The 20755-nt window shown below is 65.3% G+C and carries 16 protein-coding genes; 6 read left to right on the forward strand and 10 right to left on the reverse strand.

Features of this window, described 5'->3' with window-relative positions; all coding sequences use genetic code 11:
* Position 1 precedes the first annotated feature (1 nt).
* The gene (locus tag ACXAED_RS13155; RefSeq protein ID WP_475050449.1) at positions 2-952 is read right to left on the reverse strand and encodes an aldo/keto reductase; all 951 of its coding nucleotides are present in this window, start codon (positions 950-952) and stop codon (positions 2-4) included.
* A gap of 132 nt (positions 953-1084) precedes the next feature.
* On the opposite strand from ACXAED_RS13155, the gene ACXAED_RS13160 reads away from it, so the two are divergent.
* Positions 1085-1666: a hypothetical protein gene (locus ACXAED_RS13160; protein ID WP_475050451.1), complete on the forward strand. Its 582-nt coding sequence runs from the start codon at positions 1085-1087 to the stop codon at positions 1664-1666.
* 2 nt (positions 1667-1668) lie between these two features.
* Here ACXAED_RS13160 and ACXAED_RS13165 read toward each other — a convergent pair whose 3' ends face one another.
* The 8 genes from ACXAED_RS13165 to xdhA form a co-directional block, all read right to left on the reverse strand.
* Positions 1669-2025, reverse strand: a complete 357-nt coding sequence (locus tag ACXAED_RS13165) for a VOC family protein (RefSeq protein WP_475050453.1) — start codon at positions 2023-2025, stop codon at positions 1669-1671.
* A 212-nt stretch (positions 2026-2237) separates the two neighbouring features.
* Complete coding sequence (locus ACXAED_RS13170; RefSeq protein WP_475050455.1) at positions 2238-3314, reverse strand: BMP family ABC transporter substrate-binding protein; 1077 nt, start codon at positions 3312-3314, stop codon at positions 2238-2240.
* A gap of 65 nt (positions 3315-3379) precedes the next feature.
* Complete coding sequence (locus ACXAED_RS13175; protein ID WP_475050457.1) at positions 3380-4300, reverse strand: ABC transporter permease; 921 nt, start codon at positions 4298-4300, stop codon at positions 3380-3382.
* Between the two features lies 1 nt (position 4301).
* Positions 4302-5384, reverse strand: a complete 1083-nt coding sequence (locus tag ACXAED_RS13180) for an ABC transporter permease (protein WP_475050460.1) — start codon at positions 5382-5384, stop codon at positions 4302-4304.
* Positions 5385-5451: 67 nt separating this feature from the next.
* Positions 5452-6969 (reverse strand): ABC transporter ATP-binding protein, encoded by a 1518-nt coding sequence (locus tag ACXAED_RS13185; protein WP_475050462.1) that lies wholly within the window; start codon positions 6967-6969, stop codon positions 5452-5454.
* Complete coding sequence (gene xdhC / locus ACXAED_RS13190) at positions 6966-7901, reverse strand: xanthine dehydrogenase accessory protein XdhC (RefSeq protein ID WP_475050464.1); 936 nt, start codon at positions 7899-7901, stop codon at positions 6966-6968. The genes ACXAED_RS13185 and xdhC overlap by 4 nt, the downstream gene beginning before the upstream one ends.
* Positions 7891-10296 (reverse strand): xanthine dehydrogenase molybdopterin binding subunit, encoded by a 2406-nt coding sequence (gene xdhB, locus ACXAED_RS13195; RefSeq protein WP_475050466.1) that lies wholly within the window; start codon positions 10294-10296, stop codon positions 7891-7893. The genes xdhC and xdhB overlap by 11 nt, the downstream gene beginning before the upstream one ends.
* The gene (xdhA, locus tag ACXAED_RS13200; protein ID WP_475050469.1) at positions 10293-11690 is read right to left on the reverse strand and encodes a xanthine dehydrogenase small subunit; all 1398 of its coding nucleotides are present in this window, start codon (positions 11688-11690) and stop codon (positions 10293-10295) included. Before xdhA ends, xdhB begins: the two co-directional genes overlap by 4 nt.
* A gap of 357 nt (positions 11691-12047) precedes the next feature.
* Between xdhA and dnaE the strand changes: the two genes are divergently transcribed.
* Both dnaE and ACXAED_RS13210 read left to right on the forward strand, forming a co-directional pair.
* Positions 12048-15560, forward strand: a complete 3513-nt coding sequence (gene dnaE, locus ACXAED_RS13205) for a DNA polymerase III subunit alpha (RefSeq protein ID WP_475050470.1) — start codon at positions 12048-12050, stop codon at positions 15558-15560.
* A 158-nt stretch (positions 15561-15718) separates the two neighbouring features.
* Positions 15719-16906, forward strand: a complete 1188-nt coding sequence (locus tag ACXAED_RS13210) for a sensor histidine kinase (protein WP_475050472.1) — start codon at positions 15719-15721, stop codon at positions 16904-16906.
* Between the two features lie 94 nt (positions 16907-17000).
* Here ACXAED_RS13210 and ACXAED_RS13215 read toward each other — a convergent pair whose 3' ends face one another.
* Positions 17001-17195 (reverse strand): SlyX family protein, encoded by a 195-nt coding sequence (locus ACXAED_RS13215; protein ID WP_475050475.1) that lies wholly within the window; start codon positions 17193-17195, stop codon positions 17001-17003.
* Positions 17196-17472: 277 nt separating this feature from the next.
* Here ACXAED_RS13215 and hisS point away from each other — a divergent pair, with 277 nt between their 5' ends.
* The 3 genes from hisS to hisG are packed head-to-tail and all read left to right on the forward strand — an operon-like array spanning position 17473 to position 20746.
* Complete coding sequence (gene hisS, locus ACXAED_RS13220; protein ID WP_475050477.1) at positions 17473-18960, forward strand: histidine--tRNA ligase; 1488 nt, start codon at positions 17473-17475, stop codon at positions 18958-18960.
* Positions 18961-18962: 2 nt separating this feature from the next.
* Positions 18963-20051, forward strand: a complete 1089-nt coding sequence (locus ACXAED_RS13225) for an ATP phosphoribosyltransferase regulatory subunit (protein WP_475050479.1) — start codon at positions 18963-18965, stop codon at positions 20049-20051.
* Positions 20048-20746, forward strand: coding sequence for an ATP phosphoribosyltransferase (gene hisG, locus ACXAED_RS13230; RefSeq protein ID WP_475050480.1), 699 nt, complete (start codon positions 20048-20050; stop codon positions 20744-20746). Before ACXAED_RS13225 ends, hisG begins: the two co-directional genes overlap by 4 nt.
* Positions 20747-20755 lie beyond the last annotated feature (9 nt).

A 20755-nucleotide genomic window follows, 5' to 3' on the forward strand; every position in this document is an offset into this window, starting at 1 on the left:
TCTAATCCTGTTCTTCGAGCCGGTCCGTCGCGGGCGCGGGCCGCGGGCTGAAGGCTTCGATTGTTTTGTAAAGCTCTGCGTCCATTTCAAAGTCCAGAGCCGCCAGCGAGGGCTGCAGCTGCTGCAGGTTGCGGGCGGAGATGATCGGCATCGGGGCCGCGGGATGCGCGGCGGCCCAGGCGACGGCCAGCGTGGCCGGATCGGTGCCGCGCTCCGCCGCGAGGGCCGAGAGGCGCTGGGCGGCCTCATGCATGTACTCAGCGCCGTAGCGGGCGCGGTAGCGGTGGTCTTCGGTGATGCGGCCGCTGCCGCCCTCGGTGTATTTGCCGGTCAGGAGCCCGCCGCCCAGAGGCGAATAGGGGGCCACGGCCACGCCCTGATCGGCACACATCGGCAGGATCTCTACCTCGGCCTGCCGCTTCACCAGCGAATACATCGGCTGCAGGATGTCCACGCCAGTGCCGGAGGCCAGCCCCGCCATCTGCGCCTTCATCACCTGCCAGGCGGCAAAGTTCGACAGGCCAACGTAGCGGATCGCGCCCTCGTCCTTGAGCGCGGCGAAACAGTCCATGGTTTCGCGCAGGTCCGTGTCCGGATCGAACCGGTGCAGATAAAACACGTCGACCATGTCGAGCCCCAAGCGCCGGCGGCTCTCGTCCAGCTGGGCGCGCAGGTTGGCAGTGCCGGCGCCGCCGGTATAGCCCGCCTTGGTGGCGATCAGCAGCTGCTCGCGTTCCTCCTTGATCAGGCGGCCCAGGATCTGTTCCGAGTTGCCATCGGTATAGAGCCAGGCAGTGTCGAAGTGGTTGATCCCGGCGGCGCGGCAGGCGGCGTGCATCTCGGCCGATTGCGCCTCATCGGCGCGGCCGCCGAACTGCATGGTGCCAAAGGCAAAACGGCTGGCCGGGGTGCCGTCGGGGGCGGTCAGAATCTTGCGTGCGGTCTGGGTCATGGCGCGGAGCTTGGCACAGGGTGACGGGCAGGGAAAGGCGGTTTCCGCCTGCCTGCGCGCTCTTGAACCGGTGCCATATTCCGGCCCGGTTTCTTTGCCATCATGGGCGGCGCAGCGGAATGGAGAGGGAAAGTGAAACAGTTTCTGATGATCGGGGCAGCGGCCTTGCTGGCGGCCTGCGCTGCACCGGAGAAGCCGGATTACTGGTCGGCGACCCGCACCGGTTATGGCGCGCAGCCTGTGGCCGGGGCAGAGACCGGCGGGCCGGATTACCGGACAGCGGCCCTGGCAGAGGCCGGGTATTACACCAGCGCCATGCGCCCCGGCCTGCACAAGACCCGCACCGGCGCGCCCTGGCTGGTTTACCATTCCGCCCGGTATCAGGGCGGCGGCCAGCCGCAGGCAGGCCGGGCTGCGGCACAGTCGGCCATGGCGTATTCAAGCTCGAAATGGAAATCCCCCTATGCGGCACAGACCGGGCTGGGGGATGCCAGGACCCGCTTCCGGATCGTGACTGTGGACGGCAGCAGTTTCGCTGTTCTGAACAAGATCCGGCTGCCGCTGAAACATCTCTTTGCGTCCGACAGGGAGCAGCTGGAGAAGCTGACCGAATATGCGGCGCAGCTGGCAGGCTGCACAGTGACCGGTCCGGCGCTGGTGCAGCGGGTCGACGGCGCTGCGCAAAAGCTGGCCGCGCCGGTTGTTTGCTCCTGACCCTAATCAGCGAAACAGATTTTGTTTCTGTCCAAGTCCCGCACATATGCGGAGAACCGCGGCCCCCGCTGCCGCGGTTCGCCCTCGCATGTGCCGCCCAGCTCAATCGCCTTGCTGTGCAGCCGGGTGACTTCGGCAGCAGATCCAAGGCTGAACCCCACCATGGTTCCGTTGCCATTGACGGCCGGTTCGCCGTCGAAGGGCAGGGCGGCTGCAAAGGCAAAATCGTCCTTCAGCCAGTAGGTCATTCTTTCGCTTGGCCGGACCTGGGTCAGACCTGAGTGCTCAAACAAGGCGTCATAGAATTTGACCGACGCTTCCATGTCGTTGGTTCCAACAACGAAGTAATTCAGTTTCAAAGGCTCTCTCCACGGGGCTTAAGGGGGAGCGGACAATCTTCCGCTGGTGCATTCAGCCGGCCCGGAAATTCCGGCGGCCGGTTCGTGGAGCCGGGTGTACATCAGGGCAGTGACAGGGCGTGTCAGCAGGCTTCGCTGAGATCAGCCTTTTGCCCGCAACAAAAAAGGCCCGCCAAGCGGCGGGCCTTTGATGTTTGCACCGAAACCGCGATTTACTGCGGAATGTCGCCTTCCAGGCCTTCGACATAGAAGTTCATGCCGGCCAGGGTGCCGTCATCGGCGGTTTCACCCTCTGCCAGCCAGTCGCTGCCGTCCTGCTTTTTCAGCGGGCCGGTGAAGGGATGGTAGGAGCCGTCCGCGATCGAGTCCTTGATGGCCAGAGCAGCTTCTTTCACGTCCGCCGGAACGGCGTCGGAGATTTCGCCGATGCCCACCATGCCGGCGCCGATGCCGTCCCAAGTGTCAACCAACTCCCAGGTGCCGTCCATCACGGCCTTGGTGCGGGCGATGTAGTAAGGTGCCCAGTCATCGATGATCGACGACACGCGCGGCTTGGGCGCGTATTCCGACATGTCGGAGGCCTGGCCGAAGGTGATCACGTTGCCAGCGGCCTGCGCAGCGGCCTGGGGCGCGGTGGAGTCAGTGTGCTGCAGGATCACGTCGGCGCCCTGTTCGATCAGCACCTTGGCGGCGTCTGCTTCCTTGGCCGGGTCGAACCAGGTGAAGGCCCAGACGATCTTGAACTCGACGTCGGGGTTCACCTTCTTGGCGTGGATATAGGCAGAGTTGATGCCGCGGATCACTTCCGGGATCGGGTAGGAGCCGATGTAGCCGATGATGTTGCTCTCGGTCATGTGGCCCGCGATGGTGCCCTGCACCGCGCGGCCTTCATAGAAGCGGGCGGAGTAGGTGGAGACGTTGTCCGCGCGCTTGTAGCCGGTGGCGTGCTCGAACTTCACGTTCGGGAACTTCTTCGCCACGTTGATGGTCGGGTCCATGTAGCCGAAGGAGGTGGTGAAGATCAGGTCGGCGCCTTCCAGCGCCATCTGGGTCATCACGCGCTCGGCGTCCGGGCCTTCGGCCACGTTTTCGACGTAGACGGTTTCGACCTTGTCGCCGAATTCGGCCTCAACCGCCTTGCGGCCCTGGTCGTGCTCATAGGTCCAGCCGCCATCGCCGACGGGGCCGACATAGACAAAGCCCACTTTGGTCTTGTCTTCGGCCAACGCCGCGCCCGCGGCCAGGCCAAGCGCCACGGCGGCGCTGGTCAGGAGGTTGGTCAGTTTCATCAAAGGGACTCCCCAGTTGGTTTTGGTTGGCCCCGGCAGCCGGGGCAGGCAATAGGCCCCCCGCGTCAGCGGGAGGCGTGGAAATTGCGGCCAAGCGCGGCGGGTGCGCTGCTCTTGTCCGCGGAAAGGATAACAAGCACCAGGATGGTAATCAGATAGGGCGACATTGCCAGATACTCGACCGGAATGGCAACGCCTGCCGCCTGCAGATTGAGCTGCACCACGGTGACCCCGCCAAAGAGATAGGCACCCAGCAGCGCGCGCCAGGGTTTCCAGCTGGCAAACACCACCAGCGCCAGGGCAATCCAGCCGATGCCGGCGGTCATGCCCTCGGTCCACTGCGGCACCCGGATTAGGCTGATGTAGGCGCCGCCGATGCCCGCGCAGGCGCCGCCGAACAGGATCGCCGCCAGGCGGATCTTCAGCACCTTGTATCCCAGCGCGTGGGCCGCATCGTGGTTTTCGCCCACGGCGCGCAGCACCAGGCCCATGCGGGAATACTTCAGCATCCACCAGACCGCGGCGGTCAGCACGATGCCGAAGTAGAGGATGATGTCATGGCCGAACAGGATCGGGCCAACGACGGGCAGGTCGCTCAGCACCGGGATGTGGATGTCGCCCATCTGCGGCGGCTTCACACCGACATAGGACTGCCCCATCAGCGCCGACAGGCCAAGGCCGAACAGCGTCAGCGACAAGCCGGAGGCGACCTGATTTGCCTGGGCAAACTGGGTGAGGATCGCGAACAGGACCGACAACGCCGCGCCGGCAAACGCGGCAGCGACAAAGCCCAGCAGCGGCGAGCCGCTCTCCACCGCAGTGGCAAAACCGGCGATGGCGCCCACGATCATCATCCCCTCGACCCCGAGGTTCAGAACGCCGGCCTTCTCGACCACCAGTTCGCCGATGGCCGCCAGCAAGAGCGGTGTTGCCGCCACCATCAGCGAGGCGATGAGCAGGACCGGGTTGATTGCAGAAAGATCCATGTTACGCCACCTCCGGCTTGCCGATTGCGATGCGGAAATTGGTGAGCAGGTCGAAGGCCAGCAGGAAGAACAGAAGCATCCCCTGGAACACCTGGATGGCCGCGGCGGGCAGCTGCAGGTTCGACTGCGCGATGTCGCCGCCAATATAGGTCAGCGCCATCAGACCGCCTGCCAGCAGGATGCCCACCGGATGCAGGCGGCCCAGGAAGGCGACGATGATCGCGGTAAAGCCATAGCCCACGTTGAAGTCGATGGAGATCTGGCCCGAAGGCCCCGAGACCTCGAACATGCCGGCCAGCCCCGCCAGCGCGCCGGAGGTGCCGAGGCAGAACAGCACCAGGCGGGTGGGGTTGACGCCCGCGAACTTTGCCGCCCGCGGCGCCTCGCCAGTGAGGCGGATGTGGTAGCCGGTCATGTGTCGGTTCAAGAGAACATAGGCAAAGATCACCGCAATCAGCGCCGCCACCACGCCCCAGTGCATGCCGGTGCCTGTAATCAGCTCCGCATTGTGGGCGGCGTCCCAGGACTGCAGGTTGCGGGAGCCGGGGAAGCCGAAGCCCTCCGGGTTCTTCAAGAGGCCAAGGGAGACCGAGGCCAGGAACTGTTCGGCCACATAGACCAGCATCAGCGAGACCAGGATTTCGTTGGTGCCGAAGCGGGTCTTGAGAATTGCCGGGATCATCGCCCAGATCCAGCCGCCGAATGCGCCGGCGAGGACCATGAAGGGGAAGATCAGGAACAACTCGGAGGGGTAGAAGGCAAGGCCGGCCCCGGCGCCAAAGATGGCGCCCATGATGTACTGGCCTTCGGCGCCGATATTCCAGATGCCCGCGCGGAAGCCCAACGACAAGCCGATGGCGATCAGCACCAGCGGCGCGCCTTTGACCAAGAGCTGCGGGCGGTAGTAGAAGGCAAACTCGCCAAACAGCGGTTCCCAGAAAATGGTGCGGATCGCCTCAACCGGCGGTTTGCCAAGCGCGGCAAACAACAGCCCGCCAAAAAACATCGTCGCCAGCACCGCCACCAGCGGCGTCGCCATCGACCAGGCCCGCGACGGCTGCGGCCTTTTCTCAAGCCGGATCATTCAAGCGGCTCCCTGTTTCATCTTTCCAAAAATACTCTCGCCGAAGGCGAAAACTCTGCGGGCGTTGTCAGACATGCGCCACCTCCATGCCGTGGGCGCCGCCCATCATCAGGCCGATCTCGTCCACCGTCAGGCCCGCCGCTTCGCGCGGGGCGCTGAGGCGGCCTTCATTGAGCGCAGCAAAGCTGTCGGAGATTTCCATCAGCTCATCCAGGTCCTGGCTGATGCAGATGACTGCGGCGCCCTTGGCGGCCAGGTCCAGCAGGGACTGGCGGATGGCGGCGGCAGCGGCGGCATCGACGCCCCAGGTTGGCTGGTTCACCACCAGCAAATCCGGGTCCTGCAGCACCTCGCGCCCGATCACGAACTTCTGCAAGTTGCCGCCCGACAGCGAGCGCGCCGCATTGCCGGGGCCCGGCGTGCGGACGTCAAAGGCCTTGATGACGCGCTCGGCAAACTCCTTGGTCTTGCCCCAGTCGAGGAAACCGTTCTTCTCCAGCCCCTCGCGCACTGACCCGGTGAGCATGGCGTTTTCCGTCAGGCTCATGTCCGGGGCGGCGGCGTGGCCCAGCCGTTCCTCCGGCGCGGCCAGCACGCCCAGCTTGCGCCGCGCCGTTGGGCCCAGCTTGCCGATCGGCTGCCCATGCAGCTTCACCGCATCCGCTTCGGTCAGGGTCTCGCCCGACAGCACGCCCAGCAGCTCGTCCTGGCCGTTGCCGGCAACACCGCCGATGCCGAGGATTTCGCCCTTGCGCACGGTCAGATGCACATTCTTAAGCGCGGTGCCAAAGGCAGACAGCGCCGGCACCGACAGGCCGGAGATGTCCATCGCGACGGGACCGAATTCCCGGCTCGCGCGCTGGGGCGTTTGCAACGTGCTGCCGACCATCATCTCCGCCATGTCGCGGGCTGATGTGTCAGCCGGGGTGCATTCGCCGACGTTCTTGCCGAGGCGCAGGATGGTGGCGTGATCGCAGAGGGTGCGGATTTCCTCCAGCTTGTGCGAGATATAAAGGATCGAGGTCCCCTCGGAGCGCAGTTTCTGAAGGGTTTCGAACAGGATATCGACTTCCTGCGGGGTGAGGACCGAGGTCGGTTCATCCATGATCAGCAGTTTCGGATCCTGCAGCAGGCAGCGGATGATCTCGACCCGCTGGCGCTCGCCTGCGGACAGGTCGCCGACGGTGCGGAACGGGTCCAGCGGCAGGCCGTAGGTTTCGGAGACTTCGCGGATCCGGGCGGCAAGGTCGCGCATCTCCGGCGGGTTTTCCATGCCGAGCGCGATGTTCTCGGCCACGTTCAGCGCGTCAAACAGCGAGAAGTGCTGGAACACCATGGCGATGCCGTCCGCCCGCGCCTGGCGCGGTTCGGCCGGCTCAAAAGGCTGGCCGCGCAGCAGCATCTTGCCGCTGTCGGGTTTCACCAGGCCATAGATCATCTTGACCAGCGTCGATTTCCCGGCGCCGTTTTCGCCGAGCAGGGCGTGAACCTCTCCCTCGCCGATGTCAAAGGAAACGGTGTCATTGGCCACAACCCCGGGGTAGGCCTTGGTCAGGCCTTGCAGGCTCAACAGTGGTACACTCACGCGCGCCGGTCCTCTCTCTGTTCGTCTTCTTTTCCGTGCCGCAGCAGCTGCGCCGCCACGCCGACCGCAATCATCTGCGGGTGTTTTCCAAGTTCCGGATCGCCGATCGGGCAGGTGATCCTTGCGATTGCCCCGGGAGAGTGCCCCAGGGCGGCAAGACGCGAGCGGAACCGCGCCCATTTGGTTTTGGAGCCGATCAGCCCGGCAAATGCAAAGCCATGGCCCAACAGCGCGTGGCATAGCGCCAGATCCAGCGCATGGGAATAGGTCAGCACCAAATGCGCAGCGTTTTCAGGCGCATGGGGCACAAGGAGCGCAACGTCAGCTGCCGGAACCGCGGTGACGCCGGACGGGATGCCGTCCGGGAATCGCTCGGCGTCGGTATCCACCCAGGTGATCTGCAGATCCGGCAGCGGCGCCAGCACATCCGCCAGCGCCCGCCCGACATGGCCCGCGCCCCAGATCCAGACCGGCAACTGCGGCTGATGCACCGGTTCGATCATCCAGCCCTCGACCAGCTGCGGCGCGGGTGTCTGCCCCTGGCCGCGGGCGCCAGCGAGGAGGCGCTTTACCGCCACCGGCATCAGCGCCGGGCTGGCCGGGCGGGCGATGACGTGGCTATCCAGCGCGGCCAGGTCTCCGGCCTCATAAACTTCGCTGAAAAGCGTGACCGCACCGCCGCAGCACTGGCCCAGGTCGGGCCCCAGCGCGTGGGTGCTGATCTGCTTGGGGGCGACTTGCCGCCGGGCAGCCTCTGCCGCCTCAAATTCCAGGGTGCCGCCGCCGATGGTGCCGGACTGGCCGGTCTCCCACACCAGCATCGCGGTGCCGGTCTCGCGCGGGGAGGATCCGCGGATGGCGGCGATCACCACCCGCACCACGCGGCCATGCTCGGCAACCGCCCGGCGCAGTTCCTGGACGTCAAACCCCATCGCGCACTCTCCGGATCGCGCGCCAGACCTCTTCTGCGGTGGCAGGCGCATTGAGCGCCGGATAGGCGTCGCCAAAGGCACAGACCGCATCGCTGAGGGCCAGCCAGGCGGAGATGCCCAGCATGAACGGCGGCTCGCCCACCGCTTTGGAGCGGTAGATGGTGTCCTCGCGGTTCTGGCCGTCGAAAAAATTCACGTTGAACACATCAGGCCGGTCGGAGCAGGCGGGGATCTTGTAGGTGGAGGGCGCATGGGTGCGCAGGCGTCCGGTATTGTCCCAGACCAGTTCCTCGGTCGTCAGCCAGCCCGCGCCCTGGACATAGCCGCCCTCGATCTGGCCGATGTCCAGCGCCGGATTCAGCGAGGTGCCGGCGTCATGCAGGATGTCGGCACGCAGGATGCGGTTCTCGCCGGTGAGCGCGTCGACGGCCACCTCCGTTACTGCTGCACCGTAAGCGAAGTAGTAGAACGGGCGGCCCTGGCCCTTGATCCGGTCCCATTCGACCTTGGGGGTCTTGTAGAAGCCTGTGGCCGACAGGCTGACGCGGCCCTGGTAGCAGGCCATGGCAGCCTTCTCGAATGTCATCTCGTCCTGGCCGATGCGGACCGTGCCGTTTTCAAACACCACATCGCCAGGGCTGGCCTGGTTCTGCAGCGCCAGATGTTCGGCCATGCGGTCGCGGATGGTGTCGCAGGCGGCCTTGACCGCCATGCCGTTCAGGTCCGAGCCGGAGGAGGCGGCGGTGGCGGAGGTGTTGGGCACCTTGCCGGTGTCGCTGGCAGTGATCTTGACCATGTCCAGCGGGATGCCGAAGCGGCTGGCGGCGACCTGCGCCACCTTCTGGAACAGGCCCTGGCCCATCTCGGTGCCGCCGTGGTTCAGATGCACCGAGCCGTCCTGATAGACATGCACCAAAGCGCCGGCCTGGTTGAGGTGGGTGAGGGTGAAGGAAATGCCGAACTTCACCGGCGAGAAGGCAATGCCGCGCTTCAGATGCGTCTGGCCCTGGTTCCACTTGGCAATTGCGTCTTTGCGTGCCGCGTAGTCCGAGGTTTTCAGCAGCCCGGCGGTCAGCTCGTGCAGGATGAAGTCCTCGACCGGCATGTGGTAGGGGGTCGTCTGCACGTCCTTGGGCGGCGGGCTGGTCTTGGCGGGCTGCGCCGGGGCGCCGCGGGAGGCGAGGTCGGCGTCCGGGTCCGCAGGCTGGCCGGAGGTCTCTTGCGGCTCGCCCGGCGGGGCATCGGGGCTCCGCATCGGCGCGTAGTAATTGCGCTGCCGCAGCTCTGCCGGGTCCAGCCCCAGATCATGGGCGATGTGGTCCATCACCCGCTCGATCCCCACCATGCCCTGCGGGCCGCCAAAGCCGCGGTAGGCGGTGGCGCTTTGCCGGTTGGTGCGCAGGCGATGGCTTTCGATGCGGATGTTCGGGATCAGATAGGCATTGTCGGCGTGCAGCATGGCGCGGTCGGCAACCGGCAGCGACAGGTCCTGCGCCCAGCCGCAATCCACCAGATGCAGGAACTCGACGCCTTGCAGGCGGCCGTCACCGTCAAAGCCCGCGCGGTAGGAGATGCGGAAGGTGTGGCGTTTGCCGGTGATAACCATGTCGTCATCACGGTCATAGCGCATCTTGCAGGGCTTGCCGGTCAGCCGGGCCGCCACCGCGCAGGCGACGGCGAGCGCGTTGCCCTGGCTTTCCTTGCCGCCAAAGCCGCCGCCCATGCGGCGGGTCTCGACCCGGACGGCGTGCATCGGCAGGCCAATGGCCTCGGCAACCTTGTGCTGGATCTCGGTCGGGTGCTGGGTGGAGGAAAACACATGCATCCCGCCATCCTCCTGCGGCCAGGCCATTCCGGCCTGGCCTTCGAGGTAGAAGTGCTCCTGCCCGCCCAGCTCAAACGTGCCTTCGACGGTGCGCGGGGCGGCGTCAATGGCGGAGGCAGCGTCGCCTTTCTGATAGATGCGCGGGCCTTCCTCGAACCGGCTGTCGGCGGCCAGCGCCGCGTCCAGGGTCAGGAGGGCGGGTTCCTCGGTATAGTCCACCTGGCCCTTGCGGGCGGCGATGCGGGCATTGAGGTGGCTGTCGGCGACGACCATGAACACCGGCTGGCCGACATAGTTGACGGTGCCCGCCGCCAGCAGCGGCTCGTCATGGATCGAGGGGGAGACGTCATTGGCAAAGGGCAGCCCCTTGGCGGTCAGTACCGCCACGACGCCGGGGCTTTGCTGGACTTCGCTGAGGTCCATGCCGGTGATATGGCCGCGGGCAATGGGGGAGAGGCCGAAGGCCAGGTGCAGCGTGCCCGCGGGCGAGGGGATGTCGTCGACATAGCGGGCGGCGCCGGTCACATGCAGCCGGGCGGAGTCATGGGGCAGGGGTTTGGTGACGCTCATGGCCGCACCTCCAGAACCGAGACCGGCTGGCCGTTCAGGTCGGCGAAATAGCGGGCCAGCATGTTGCGCGCAGTTTCCAGCCTGTATTCAGCCGATGCGCGCATGTCGGTCATCGGGGTGAAGTCCTGATCGAAAGCGGCTGAGGCGGCCTCGATGGTGGCCTCATCCCATTGCTGGCCGGTGAGGGCGGCCTCGACGTGTGCGGCGCGTTTCGGGATGCCCGCCATGCCGCCAAAGGCGATGCGGGCGGCGGAGACCTTGCCGTTCATCACGGTCACGTTAAAGGCACCGAGGACCGCGGAGATGTCCTGGTCGAAGCGTTTGGAGAGTTTGTAGACCTTCAGGGCGTCAGGCTGGCGCGGGAAACTGACGGCCTCAACAAATTCGCCGTGCTGGCGGTCCTGCTTGCCGTAGTCGATGAAGAAGTCCTCCAGCGGCAGTTCGCGGCGGCTGTCCCCCTTGCGCAGGTGCAGGGTGGCGCCGAGGGCAATCAGCGCGGGCGGGGTGTCGCCGATGGGGGAGCCGTTGGCGATATTGCCGCCCACGGTGGCGGCGGCGCGGATCTGCTGGGAGGCAAAGCGGCGCAGCATTTCGGCAAACGACGGGTGCAGCGGTTCCATCGCGGCGCGCAGATCGTTCATGTCTGCCATGGCCTTGATGCGGACGGTGCTGTCCGTGACCTCGATCCCCTTGAGGTCATCGCAGCCGCCGAGGAAGATCATCTGCGGCAGGTGGCGGAGCTGCTTGGTGACCCAGAGGCCGACGTCGGTGGCGCCTGCGACCAGGGTGGCGTCGGGGCGGGCGCTGTAGAGGTCGGCTAGTTCGTCTGCGGAGGCCGGGAGCATAGGGGGCTCTGCCCCCCGGCCTTCGGCCTCCCCCCGGAGTATTTCTGGAAAGCTGAAAACGGCCTCACCGGCGATCCAGTCCGGGACGGGGGCGTCTTTGGCGGTCTCGGCGGCGCGGATGATCGGGGCGTAGCCGGTGCAGCGGCAGAGGTTGCCTGCGAGCTGGTCGTCGAAATCCGTGGCGCCGTTGGCGTGGGCAGTGACCATCGACATGATGAAACCGGGAGTGCAGAAGCCGCATTGGCTGCCGTGGCGGTCCACCATCGCCTGCTGGACCGGGTGCAGGCTGCCGTCCGGGCCGCAGGCGCCCTCGACAGTGCGGACGGATTTGCCCTGCAATTGCGGCAGGAACAGGATGCAGGCGTTCAACGCCTTCGATCCGCGTGAATCCGTGACCATGACGGTGCAGGCGCCGCAATCGCCTTCGTTGCAGCCCTCCTTGGTGCCGGTGAGGCCCTGTTCTTCGCGCAGCCAGTCCAGCAGCGTTACTGACGGGCGTGCGTCCGTGATGCGGACCGTTTCACCGTTCAGACGAAAGGTGAGTGCCATCTTCCCGAGACCCGCCGCGTTACCCCGTTGACCCGATGTGCCGCCCTTCGATGCGGCGTAGAAGGTGCGGCGGGCTGTTTATTGCTTGCTGCTAACAGCCTAGGGAGCATCCCCTTGTCAAAGCAAGGAAAACCGCCGCCGCACTGCAGTAATCTGCGGCGCAATAAAGTTGCGGGATTCGCGGCTATGCTGTTATTTTTTATGCTTTTTAGCTGTATCTTTGCGGCTGGGCCGGCTGGATGGCGAAACAGCTTCAAAAAAATCCTGAAAATAGCAAGAGACCGTTCCGCAATTGCGGGAGGCGGGCTGTGCAGTTCGCCCGTTCACCCCGCTGCGGCAATACGGTAGCGTGGCGGCATGACAAGCTCTCCCCGATTTATTCACCTGCGCACCCATACCGAGTATTCCTTGCTGGAGGGGGCGCTGCGGCTGAAGAAGCTGCCGGACCTTTGCAAGAGGCACGAGATGCCCGCGATTGCGGTGACGGACACCAACAACCTGTTCTCGGCGCTGGAGTTTTCCGTGTCGGCGAGCGGGGCAGGGGTGCAGCCGATCATCGGCTGTCAGGTGGATCTGCGGTTCACGGAGCCGGCACCGGGCGAGCGGCCCAAGCCGCCTGCGCCGCTGGTGCTGCTGGCGCAGAGCGAGGCGGGATATGAGCATCTGATGAAGCTGAATTCCTGCCTGTACCTGCGGCAGGGGGGCGAGCTGCCGCATGTGACGCTGGAGGAGCTGGAGACTTATTCCGGCGGGGTGATCTGCCTGAGCGGCGGGCCGGACGGACCGGTGGGGCGGCTGTTGCAGATGGGACAGCGTTCGGCGGCGGAAGCGCTGATGCAGCGGCTGAAGGCGATTTTCCCGGACCGGCTGTATGTCGAGTTGCAGCGCCATCCGGGCGAGCATGGCCAGCCGGAGGCGGAGAAGCAGACCGAGCGCGGCCATGTGGAAATGGCCTATGCGATGGACCTGCCGCTGGTCGCCACCAATGACGTTTACTTCCCGAACACGGAGATGTTCGAGGCGCATGACGCGATGATCTGCATCGCGGAGGGCGCCTATGTCGACCAGGTGGAGCCGCGGCGGCGGCTGACCGCGCAGCATTACTTCAAGAGCCAGGAGGAGATGGTTGCGCTGTTTGCCGACCTGCCCGAGGCGATCGAGAACACGGTGGAGATTGCCAAGCGCTGTGCCTTTATGGCGTACCGCCGCGACCCGATCCTGCCGAAATTCGCCGATGACGAGGTGGCCGAACTGCGCCGCATCGCCAACGAGGGCCTGCAGAAGCGGCTTGCGGTGATCCCGCATGCGGTGAGCGTGGAGGAGTACCAGGAGCGGCTCGACTTCGAGCTGGGGATAATCGAGGGGATGGGGTTCCCCGGCTACTTCCTGATCGTTGCCGACTTTATCCAATGGGCCAAGGACCACGATATTCCGGTGGGGCCGGGGCGGGGCTCCGGTGCGGGCTCCTTGGTGGCCTATGCGCTGACGATTACCGACCTTGATCCGCTGCGGTATTCACTGCTGTTCGAACGCTTCCTGAACCCGGAACGGGTGTCGATGCCCGACTTCGACATCGACTTCTGCATGGACCGCCGGGAAGAGGTGATCAAATATGTGCAGGAGAAGTATGGCCGCGACAAGGTGGGGCAGATCATCACCTTTGGCGCGCTGCTGTCCAAGGCGGCGGTACGCGACATGGGGCGGGTCTTGCAGATGCCCTATGGCCAGGTGGACCGGCTGTCCAAGCTGATCCCGGTCGAGGGCGTGAAGCCGATGTCCATCGCCGACGCGCTGAAGGAAGAACCGCGGCTGAGCGAGGAGGCCCGCAACGAGCCGGTGGTGGACCGGCTTTTGACTTACGGCCAGCAGGTGGAGGGGCTGCTGCGCTCTGCCGGTACTCACGCCGCGGGTGTGGTGATCGGCGACCGGCCGCTGGATGCGCTGGTGCCGCTTTACCGCGATCCGCGCTCTGACATGCCGGCAACCCAGTTCAACATGAAATGGGTGGAGCAGGCCGGGCTGGTGAAATTCGACTTCCTGGGCCTCAAGACCCTGACCGTCATTCAGAACGCCATGGACCTGATCTTCCAGTCGGGCCGCGACCTGCATATCGCGGCGGACGGCACCCAGCTTTATGACCCGCCGGAGGGGGCGGAGAACCAGATCAACGCCATTCCGCTGGATGACAAGGTCACCTACGACCTCTACTCCCGGGCCAAGACGGTGGCGGTGTTCCAGGTGGAATCCACCGGCATGATGGATGCGCTGAAGCGCATGAAACCCACCTGTATCGAGGACATCGTGGCGCTGGTGGCGCTGTACCGCCCCGGCCCGATGGAGAACATCCCGGTCTATTGCGAGGTGAAGAACGGCCAGCGCGAGATCACCTCTGTCCACCCCTTGATCGACCACATCCTGGAAGAAACCCAGGGCATCATCGTCTATCAGGAGCAGGTGATGCAGATCGCCCAGGTGATGGCGAACTACACCCTAGGCGGTGCGGACCTGCTGCGCCGGGCAATGGGTAAGAAGATCAAGGAGGCGATGGACGCCGAACGCCCGAAATTCGAGAAGGGCGCGGCGGAGAATGGGGTTCCGGCCAAGAAGGCTTCGGAGGTTTTCGACCTTCTGGAGAAATTCGCCAACTACGGCTTCAACAAATCCCACGCGGCGGCCTATGCGGTGGTCAGCTACCAGACCGGCTGGCTGAAGGCGAACCATCCGGTGGAGTTCATGGCCGGTGTCATGAACTGCGATATTCACCTGACCGACAAGCTGGCGATCTACTTCGAAGAGGTGAAGAAGGGGCTGGGGCTGAAATACGTGCCGCCTTGCATCAACCGCTCGCTGGCGACCTTTAACGTGGTGAACGGTGAGCTGGTCTATGCGCTGGGCGCGTTGAAGAACGTCGGCCTGGACGTGATGCGGCTGGTGGCTGAGGCCCGTGATGAGGACGGCCGCGAACGTCCCTTTGTCAATGTCTTCGACTTTGCCCGCCGGGTGAACCTCAAGAAGGTCGGCAAGCGGCCCTTGGAGATGCTGGCGCGGGCCGGGGCGTTCGATCAGCTCGACTCCAACCGCCGCCGGGTGTTTGAGAGCCTTGGCGCGCTGGTGGACTACTCCGCCGCGGTGCATGACCAGCGGAACTCGAACCAAGTGTCGCTGTTCGGCGAGGCGGGCGAGGACCTGCCTGAGCCGCGTCTGCCCTCGGTGCCGGACTGGCTGCCGGCCGAGCGGCTGAGCGAGGAATTCAAGGCGATCGGCTTCTACCTGTCAGGCCACCCGCTGGACGATTACATGCCGGCGCTGAAGCGCAAGGATGTGATGACGCTGGATGAGGTGACCGCCAAGGCCGAGCGCGGTGCCTGTATCGCCAAGATGGCAGGCGTGGTGGCCGGACGGCAGGAGAGGAAATCCGCCCGCGGCAACCGTTTTGCCTTTGCTCAATTGTCGGACCCTTCGGGCGCGTTTGAAGTGACGCTGTTTTCCGAGGTGCTGGAGAAGAGCCGCGAGTATCTGGAGACCGGGTCCAAGGTGGTGATCACCGCCGAGGCCACGATGGAGAGCGATCAGCTGAAGCTGCTGGTGCGTTCGGTGGGGCCGGTGGATTCCGCCATAGCCGATGCCGGGCGCAGCAGCCTGCGGGTTTACCTGAGCGACGCCGCTGCCGTGGGCACCGTGGCGCAGGTGCTGGAGGACGCCAAGGCGGCGGCCCGCAATGCCGCGCGCGGCGAGGTCTATATGTACCTTCAGGATCCAGGCCTGCCCGGCGATGTGGAGATGGACCTGGGCCAGGCGTTCCCGATCAACCCGCAGATTAAGGGCGCACTGAAGTCGCTCGACGGGGTGATGGACGTGGAGGAGATCTGAGGGGCAGGGGAGCCTTCGGCCACTGACGGAAACCCCGGTGCCTGCACCGCGGGTTCCCTCGCGGGAAAATTAATGCAACGTATGAGTGCAGGACCGCGTTGGGTGCCTGAATGGATCCGGCCGGCACCGGTTCCGCCATAGGAGTGGAGGTTGCCGCAGTGCAGACATTGTTGGATTTCGGGCAATACATGCCGCATGGCATGTGCCTGCTTTGGGAGCCTTGGCTGCTGATCCTTTGGGCCGGATCGGACGTGCTGATATTCCTCGCCTATTTCGCCATACCGCTGGCCCTGCTCAGAGTTCTGAAGCAGCGCGAGGATATCAAGCACCGCGGTCTGGTTCTGCTGTTTGCCTCCTTCATCCTGCTTTGCGGCCTTACCCATGCGGTGTCGATCGTGACGCTTTGGTGGCCGGTCTACCCTGCACAGGGCCTTTTGAAGCTCGCGACCGGCCTGGTGTCGGCAACCACCGCGGTGGTCTTGTTCAAACTGGTTCCGGTTCTGGTCGCGATACCGGGCCGCCGCGATCTGGAACACGCCAACAGCAAGCTGCTGGATGAAGTGGCCGCGCATGAAGCGACCCTGAATGTGCTGCGGCAGGCGCGGCACGACCTTGAGGTTCAGGTGGAGGAGCGCACGGCGGAACTGCGGAACGTCAACGCCAAACTCGCCGTGACGGCCCGGGAAGCGGTGCACCGCAGCCACAACATGATTGCCGTGGTGTCGTCGATGGCGCGGCAGAGCGCGCGCGGCGTCACGGACGTGGACGAATTCGTCAGCGTCTTCACCGGGCGGCTGAACGCGCTGGCCTCTGCCACCCAGACGGTGATGCAGGAGCCGTCGGGCGCCACGGCCGATCTGGGGGGCGTTATCCGTTCGCAGCTTGAACCGGTTCAGCTGACCTTTGGCGACAGGCTGACGGTCGGCGGCCCGGACGTGAAGACGGGTTCGGAGGCGGCGCAGCAGATCAGCCTGGCGCTGCATGAACTGGCGACAAACGCGCAAAAATACGGCTCGGAGGATGCGCGGATCAGCGTGACCTGGGTGGTCAGCGAGAAGGGCCCAGGGCAGAAGCGGCTGCAGCTGCGGTGGGTAGAAGATGTTTCGCCGCATTCGGAGCTGCCTCAGGACGGGGCCGGGAGAACCGGGTTCGGCACCCGCCTGCTGACCCAGATTGTGCCGTCGATGCTGCAGGGTGAAGCCAGCAGGACGATCGGCGGCGGCAAGCTGGTCTACGAACTGGACATTCCGCTTTCTGCGCTGTCGGAAGGGGAGAGCCAGGCCGAGCATGTGCAGCTGGCCGCGCGCATTGTCGGGCAGGGCTTTGGGGCTGCCCAGGGCGGCTAGCGGCGTGCGAGGCAGGGCGGCCGCAATCAGAAAATTGCAAATTTTCTGAGCAAGAATTTTCAGTCAAAATTCTTCCGCCGCCTGCGGCAGGCCGTCAGTAATGCGGCGGGCGCTCGTCGCCGATCACCACGCCGCCGCCGCCGTCCTGCTGGCGCTCGGCCTCGCGCTGCATCAGCATGGCGACGCGGCGGGTCAGCACGTCGATCTCCTTCTGCTGGCGGGCGATCACGTCGCTCATCTCCTCCACGCTGCGGGTCAGATGGGCGATTTGCTCTTCCAGATGCTGCATGGCGTGTCTCCTAAGGTTTGATGGGGCTCATAAAGGAGCAACGTTCAAATGCAAAGTCCCGCCCGGACGCGAGGCCGGGCCGCGTCATACCAAAAACATGCCTCCGGCATGACCCGCCTCACGGGGCGGCGCGGTTGCGCCTCCCCTCGGACCGGCGCAACCCTCGTCCCGCTTTATCTGCTGCGGCATTGGCTCCTGCCGGCTTCGTCTTGCCGTTGCGGCCTGCTTCCGCTAGACCGCCGGGCGAGTGAAACCGCTACCCGTGAGGAGGCCGCAGATGGCCAAAGTGAAGAAACAGCCCCGCCCCAAGGCGCAGACGCCGAAGGGGTTCCGTGACTATTTCGGTGCGGAGGTGACCCAGCGCAGCGAGATGCTGCGGGCCATCGCGGGTGTGTATCATCATTACGGGTTCGAGGCGCTGGAGTCGTCGGCGGTGGAAACCGTTGAAGCGCTGGGCAAATTCCTGCCGGACGTGGACCGCCCGAACGAGGGCGTGTTTGCCTGGCAGGAGACTGAGGACGACGGCAACGGCGACTGGATGGCGCTGCGCTATGACCTGACGGCGCCCTTGGCGCGGGTTTATGCACAGCACCGCAACGACCTGCCGACGCCCTACCGCCGCTATGCGATGGGGCCCGTCTGGCGCAACGAGAAGCCGGGGCCGGGCCGCTTTCGCCAGTTCTACCAGTGCGATGCGGATACCGTGGGCAGCGCCTCGATGGCTGCTGATGCCGAGATCTGCGCGATGCTCAGCGACACGCTGGAGACCGTCGGCATCCCGCGCGGCGACTATCTGGTGCGGGTGAATAACCGCAAGGTCCTGAACGGCGTGCTTGAGGCGATGGGCCTTGGCGATGGCGATGCCAAGCGCGACGACGTGCTGCGCACCATCGACAAGTTCGACAAGGTGGGCGAAGCCGGCGTGCGTGAGCTGCTGACCAAGGGCCGGCTGGATGCTTCCGGTGCGTTCATCGACGGGGTTGGCCTGTCGGACGATCAAGCAGCGCCGGTTTTGGCCTTCCTCACCTCCAAGGCGGCTGAGGCTGCGGGCACCATTTCCAACCTGCGCGCCGCCGTGGGCGACAGCAAGATTGGCCAGGAGGGCATTGCCGAGCTGGAGCAGATCGGCGAGCTGCTGGCCGCGGGCGGCTATGGCAAGGACCGGATCGAGATCGACCCCTCGGTGGTACGCGGGCTGGGGTACTACACCGGCCCGGTGTTCGAGGCGGAGCTGACCTTTGAGATCCTGGACGAGAAGGGCCGCAAGCGGCAGTTCGGCTCGGTCTCAGGCGGCGGGCGGTATGATGGCCTCGTCAAGCGCTTCACCGGGCAGGAAGTGCCGGCTGTCGGTGTTTCGGTCGGTGTCGACCGGCTGCTGGCGGCGCTGCACGCCAAGGGGCGGCTGACGGCGGAGGCCACCGGGCCGGTGGTCGTCACCGTGATGGACCGCGGCCGGATGGCGGATTACCAGGCGATGGTGGCGGAGCTGCGCAACGCGGGCATCCGGGCCGAGGTTTATCTGGGCAACCCCAAGAACTTCGGCAACCAGCTGAAGTATGCGGACAAGCGGAACTCTCCTGTCGCCGTGATCGAAGGCGGCGACGAAAAGGCCAATGGCGTGGTGCAGATCAAGGACCTGATCCTGGGCGCCAAGATTGCCGAAAGCGCGACCTTGGAAGAGTGGAAGGAACGCCCGAGCCAGTTTGAAGTGCCCCGCACGGAACTGGTGGCCAAGGTGCGTGAAATCCTGGACGGGCAGGGCTGATTATGGCGGTTCAATCCCAGATACAGGCCCGTGCTGCGATGCTGCGGCTCCGGTTCGAGGCCGCAGGCGCGCAGGTGGTGGACACGCCGCTGCTGCAGCCTGCTGGCACGCTTTTGGATTTGTACGGCGAGGACATCAGGGCGCGGGCCTATGTGACCTCGGACGCGCTGCGCGGCGAGCAGATGCTGCGCCCGGACTTCACCGTTCCGGTGGTGGAGGCGCATATGCGCCACGGCGCAGAGCCTGCGCGCTATACCTATTCCGGCGAAGTGTTCCGGCGTCAGGAGATGGATCCGGACCGGCCCAACGAGTACCTCCAGGTCGGCTATGAGGTGTTCGAGCGCGATGATGCCGCGGCGGCGGATGCCGAGGTGTTTTCGCTGTTTGCGCTGCAGGTGCGGGGGCTGCCCTTGCGGGCGGCGACTGGTGATATCGGCATCCTGATGGCCGCGGTGCAGGGGCTGAACACCACGGGCAAACGCAAGGCGGCGCTGATGCGGCACATCTGGCGTCCGCGCCGGTTCCGCTCTTTGCTGGATCGCTTTGCAGGGCGCACCCCGGTGCCGGAAAGCCGCAGGAAGCTGCTGGAAACCGAGGGCGATCTGACCGGCTCGGCAATGGAGCTGGGCAAGCGCCGTGCGGCAGAGGTGCAGGCGCGGGTCGATGCGCTGCGCGAGGATGCCAAGGCGCCGCCGATTTCCGAAAACGAGCTGCTGGCGCTGGAAGCGCTGATGGCGGTCCGGGAGACGGTGCCGTTTGCCACCGAGCAGATGCGCGATATTGCCGTGGACCTGCCGCAGATCAATGCGGCGCTGGACCGGCTGGATGCGCGCACCGCAGCGATGAAGGCGCGCGGCGTGGACGTCGAGAACCTGGATTTCGAGGCGTCCTACGGGCGCACCTCGATGGAGTATTATGACGGGTTCGTTTTCGGCTTTTATGCCGAGGCGCGCCCCGATCTGCCGCCGGTCGCCAGCGGCGGGCGCTATGACGCGCTGACCCGGCAGCTGGGCGACGGCGAGGAGATCCCGGCGGTGGGGGGCGTGCTGCGCCCCGACCTGATGCTGCAGCTTGAGGAGACGCGCGCATGACCTTGAAGCTGGGCGTGCCGTCCAAGGGGCGGCTGATGGAAAAGACCTTCGATTGGTTTGCCAAGCGCGGCGTGACCTTGTCGCGCACCGGGTCCGACCGGGAATATGCCGGCGCGGTCGAGGGCGTGTCGAACATGGAGCTGGTGCTGCTGTCCGCGGGCGAAATCCCGCGCGAGCTGGCAGCGGGGCGCATTCACCTGGGCGTCACTGGCACCGACCTTGTGCAGGAGAAGCTGCCGCGGTTCGAACAGCAGGTGGAAGACCTGGCGGAGTTGGGGTTCGGCCATGCCGACCTGGTGCTGGCGGTGCCGCAGTTCTGGATCGACGTGGACACGCTGGATGACCTGGATGCGGCTGCCTCGGCGTTTCGGGCGCAGCACGGCCACCGCTTGAGGATTGCCACCAAGTACCACCGGCTTGTGCGGGAATTCCTGACCGATGCGGGCGTGGCGGATTACCAGCTGGTGGACAGCCAGGGCGCAACCGAAGGCACGGTAAAGAACGAGACCGCCGAGATGGTCGCCGATATCACCTCCACCGGTGAAACCCTGCGGGCAAACCACCTGAAGCTGCTGAGCGACGGCCTGGTGCTGAAGTCGCAGGCCACCCTGTGGCGCAGCCGGGTGGCGAAATACACGGCTGACGACAAGGCGGCGCTGAATACCTTGCTGGATTTGCTGGAAAACCGCGCCTGAGCGCGGCAG

The organism is Leisingera sp. ABM4_103 (assembly GCF_056158685.1).

What these genes read in the sequence shown, in the direction of transcription:
- xdhB (WP_475050466.1), bottom strand. Translation starts at nt 10,296, where the DNA reads ATGAGCGTCACCAAACCCCTGCCCCATGACTCCGCCCGGCTGCATGTG.
- ACXAED_RS13225 (WP_475050479.1), top strand. Translation starts at nt 18,963, where the DNA reads ATGGCGGTTCAATCCCAGATACAGGCCCGTGCTGCGATGCTGCGGCTC.
- ACXAED_RS13180 (WP_475050460.1), bottom strand. Translation starts at nt 5,384, where the DNA reads ATGATCCGGCTTGAGAAAAGGCCGCAGCCGTCGCGGGCCTGGTCGATG.
- xdhA (WP_475050469.1), bottom strand. Translation starts at nt 11,690, where the DNA reads ATGGCACTCACCTTTCGTCTGAACGGTGAAACGGTCCGCATCACGGAC.
- xdhC (WP_475050464.1), bottom strand. Translation starts at nt 7,901, where the DNA reads ATGGGGTTTGACGTCCAGGAACTGCGCCGGGCGGTTGCCGAGCATGGC.
- ACXAED_RS13170 (WP_475050455.1), bottom strand. Translation starts at nt 3,314, where the DNA reads ATGAAACTGACCAACCTCCTGACCAGCGCCGCCGTGGCGCTTGGCCTG.
- hisG (WP_475050480.1), top strand. Translation starts at nt 20,048, where the DNA reads ATGACCTTGAAGCTGGGCGTGCCGTCCAAGGGGCGGCTGATGGAAAAG.
- dnaE (WP_475050470.1), top strand. Translation starts at nt 12,048, where the DNA reads ATGACAAGCTCTCCCCGATTTATTCACCTGCGCACCCATACCGAGTAT.
- ACXAED_RS13155 (WP_475050449.1), bottom strand. Translation starts at nt 952, where the DNA reads ATGACCCAGACCGCACGCAAGATTCTGACCGCCCCCGACGGCACCCCG.
- ACXAED_RS13215 (WP_475050475.1), bottom strand. Translation starts at nt 17,195, where the DNA reads ATGCAGCATCTGGAAGAGCAAATCGCCCATCTGACCCGCAGCGTGGAG.
- hisS (WP_475050477.1), top strand. Translation starts at nt 17,473, where the DNA reads ATGGCCAAAGTGAAGAAACAGCCCCGCCCCAAGGCGCAGACGCCGAAG.
- ACXAED_RS13175 (WP_475050457.1), bottom strand. Translation starts at nt 4,300, where the DNA reads ATGGATCTTTCTGCAATCAACCCGGTCCTGCTCATCGCCTCGCTGATG.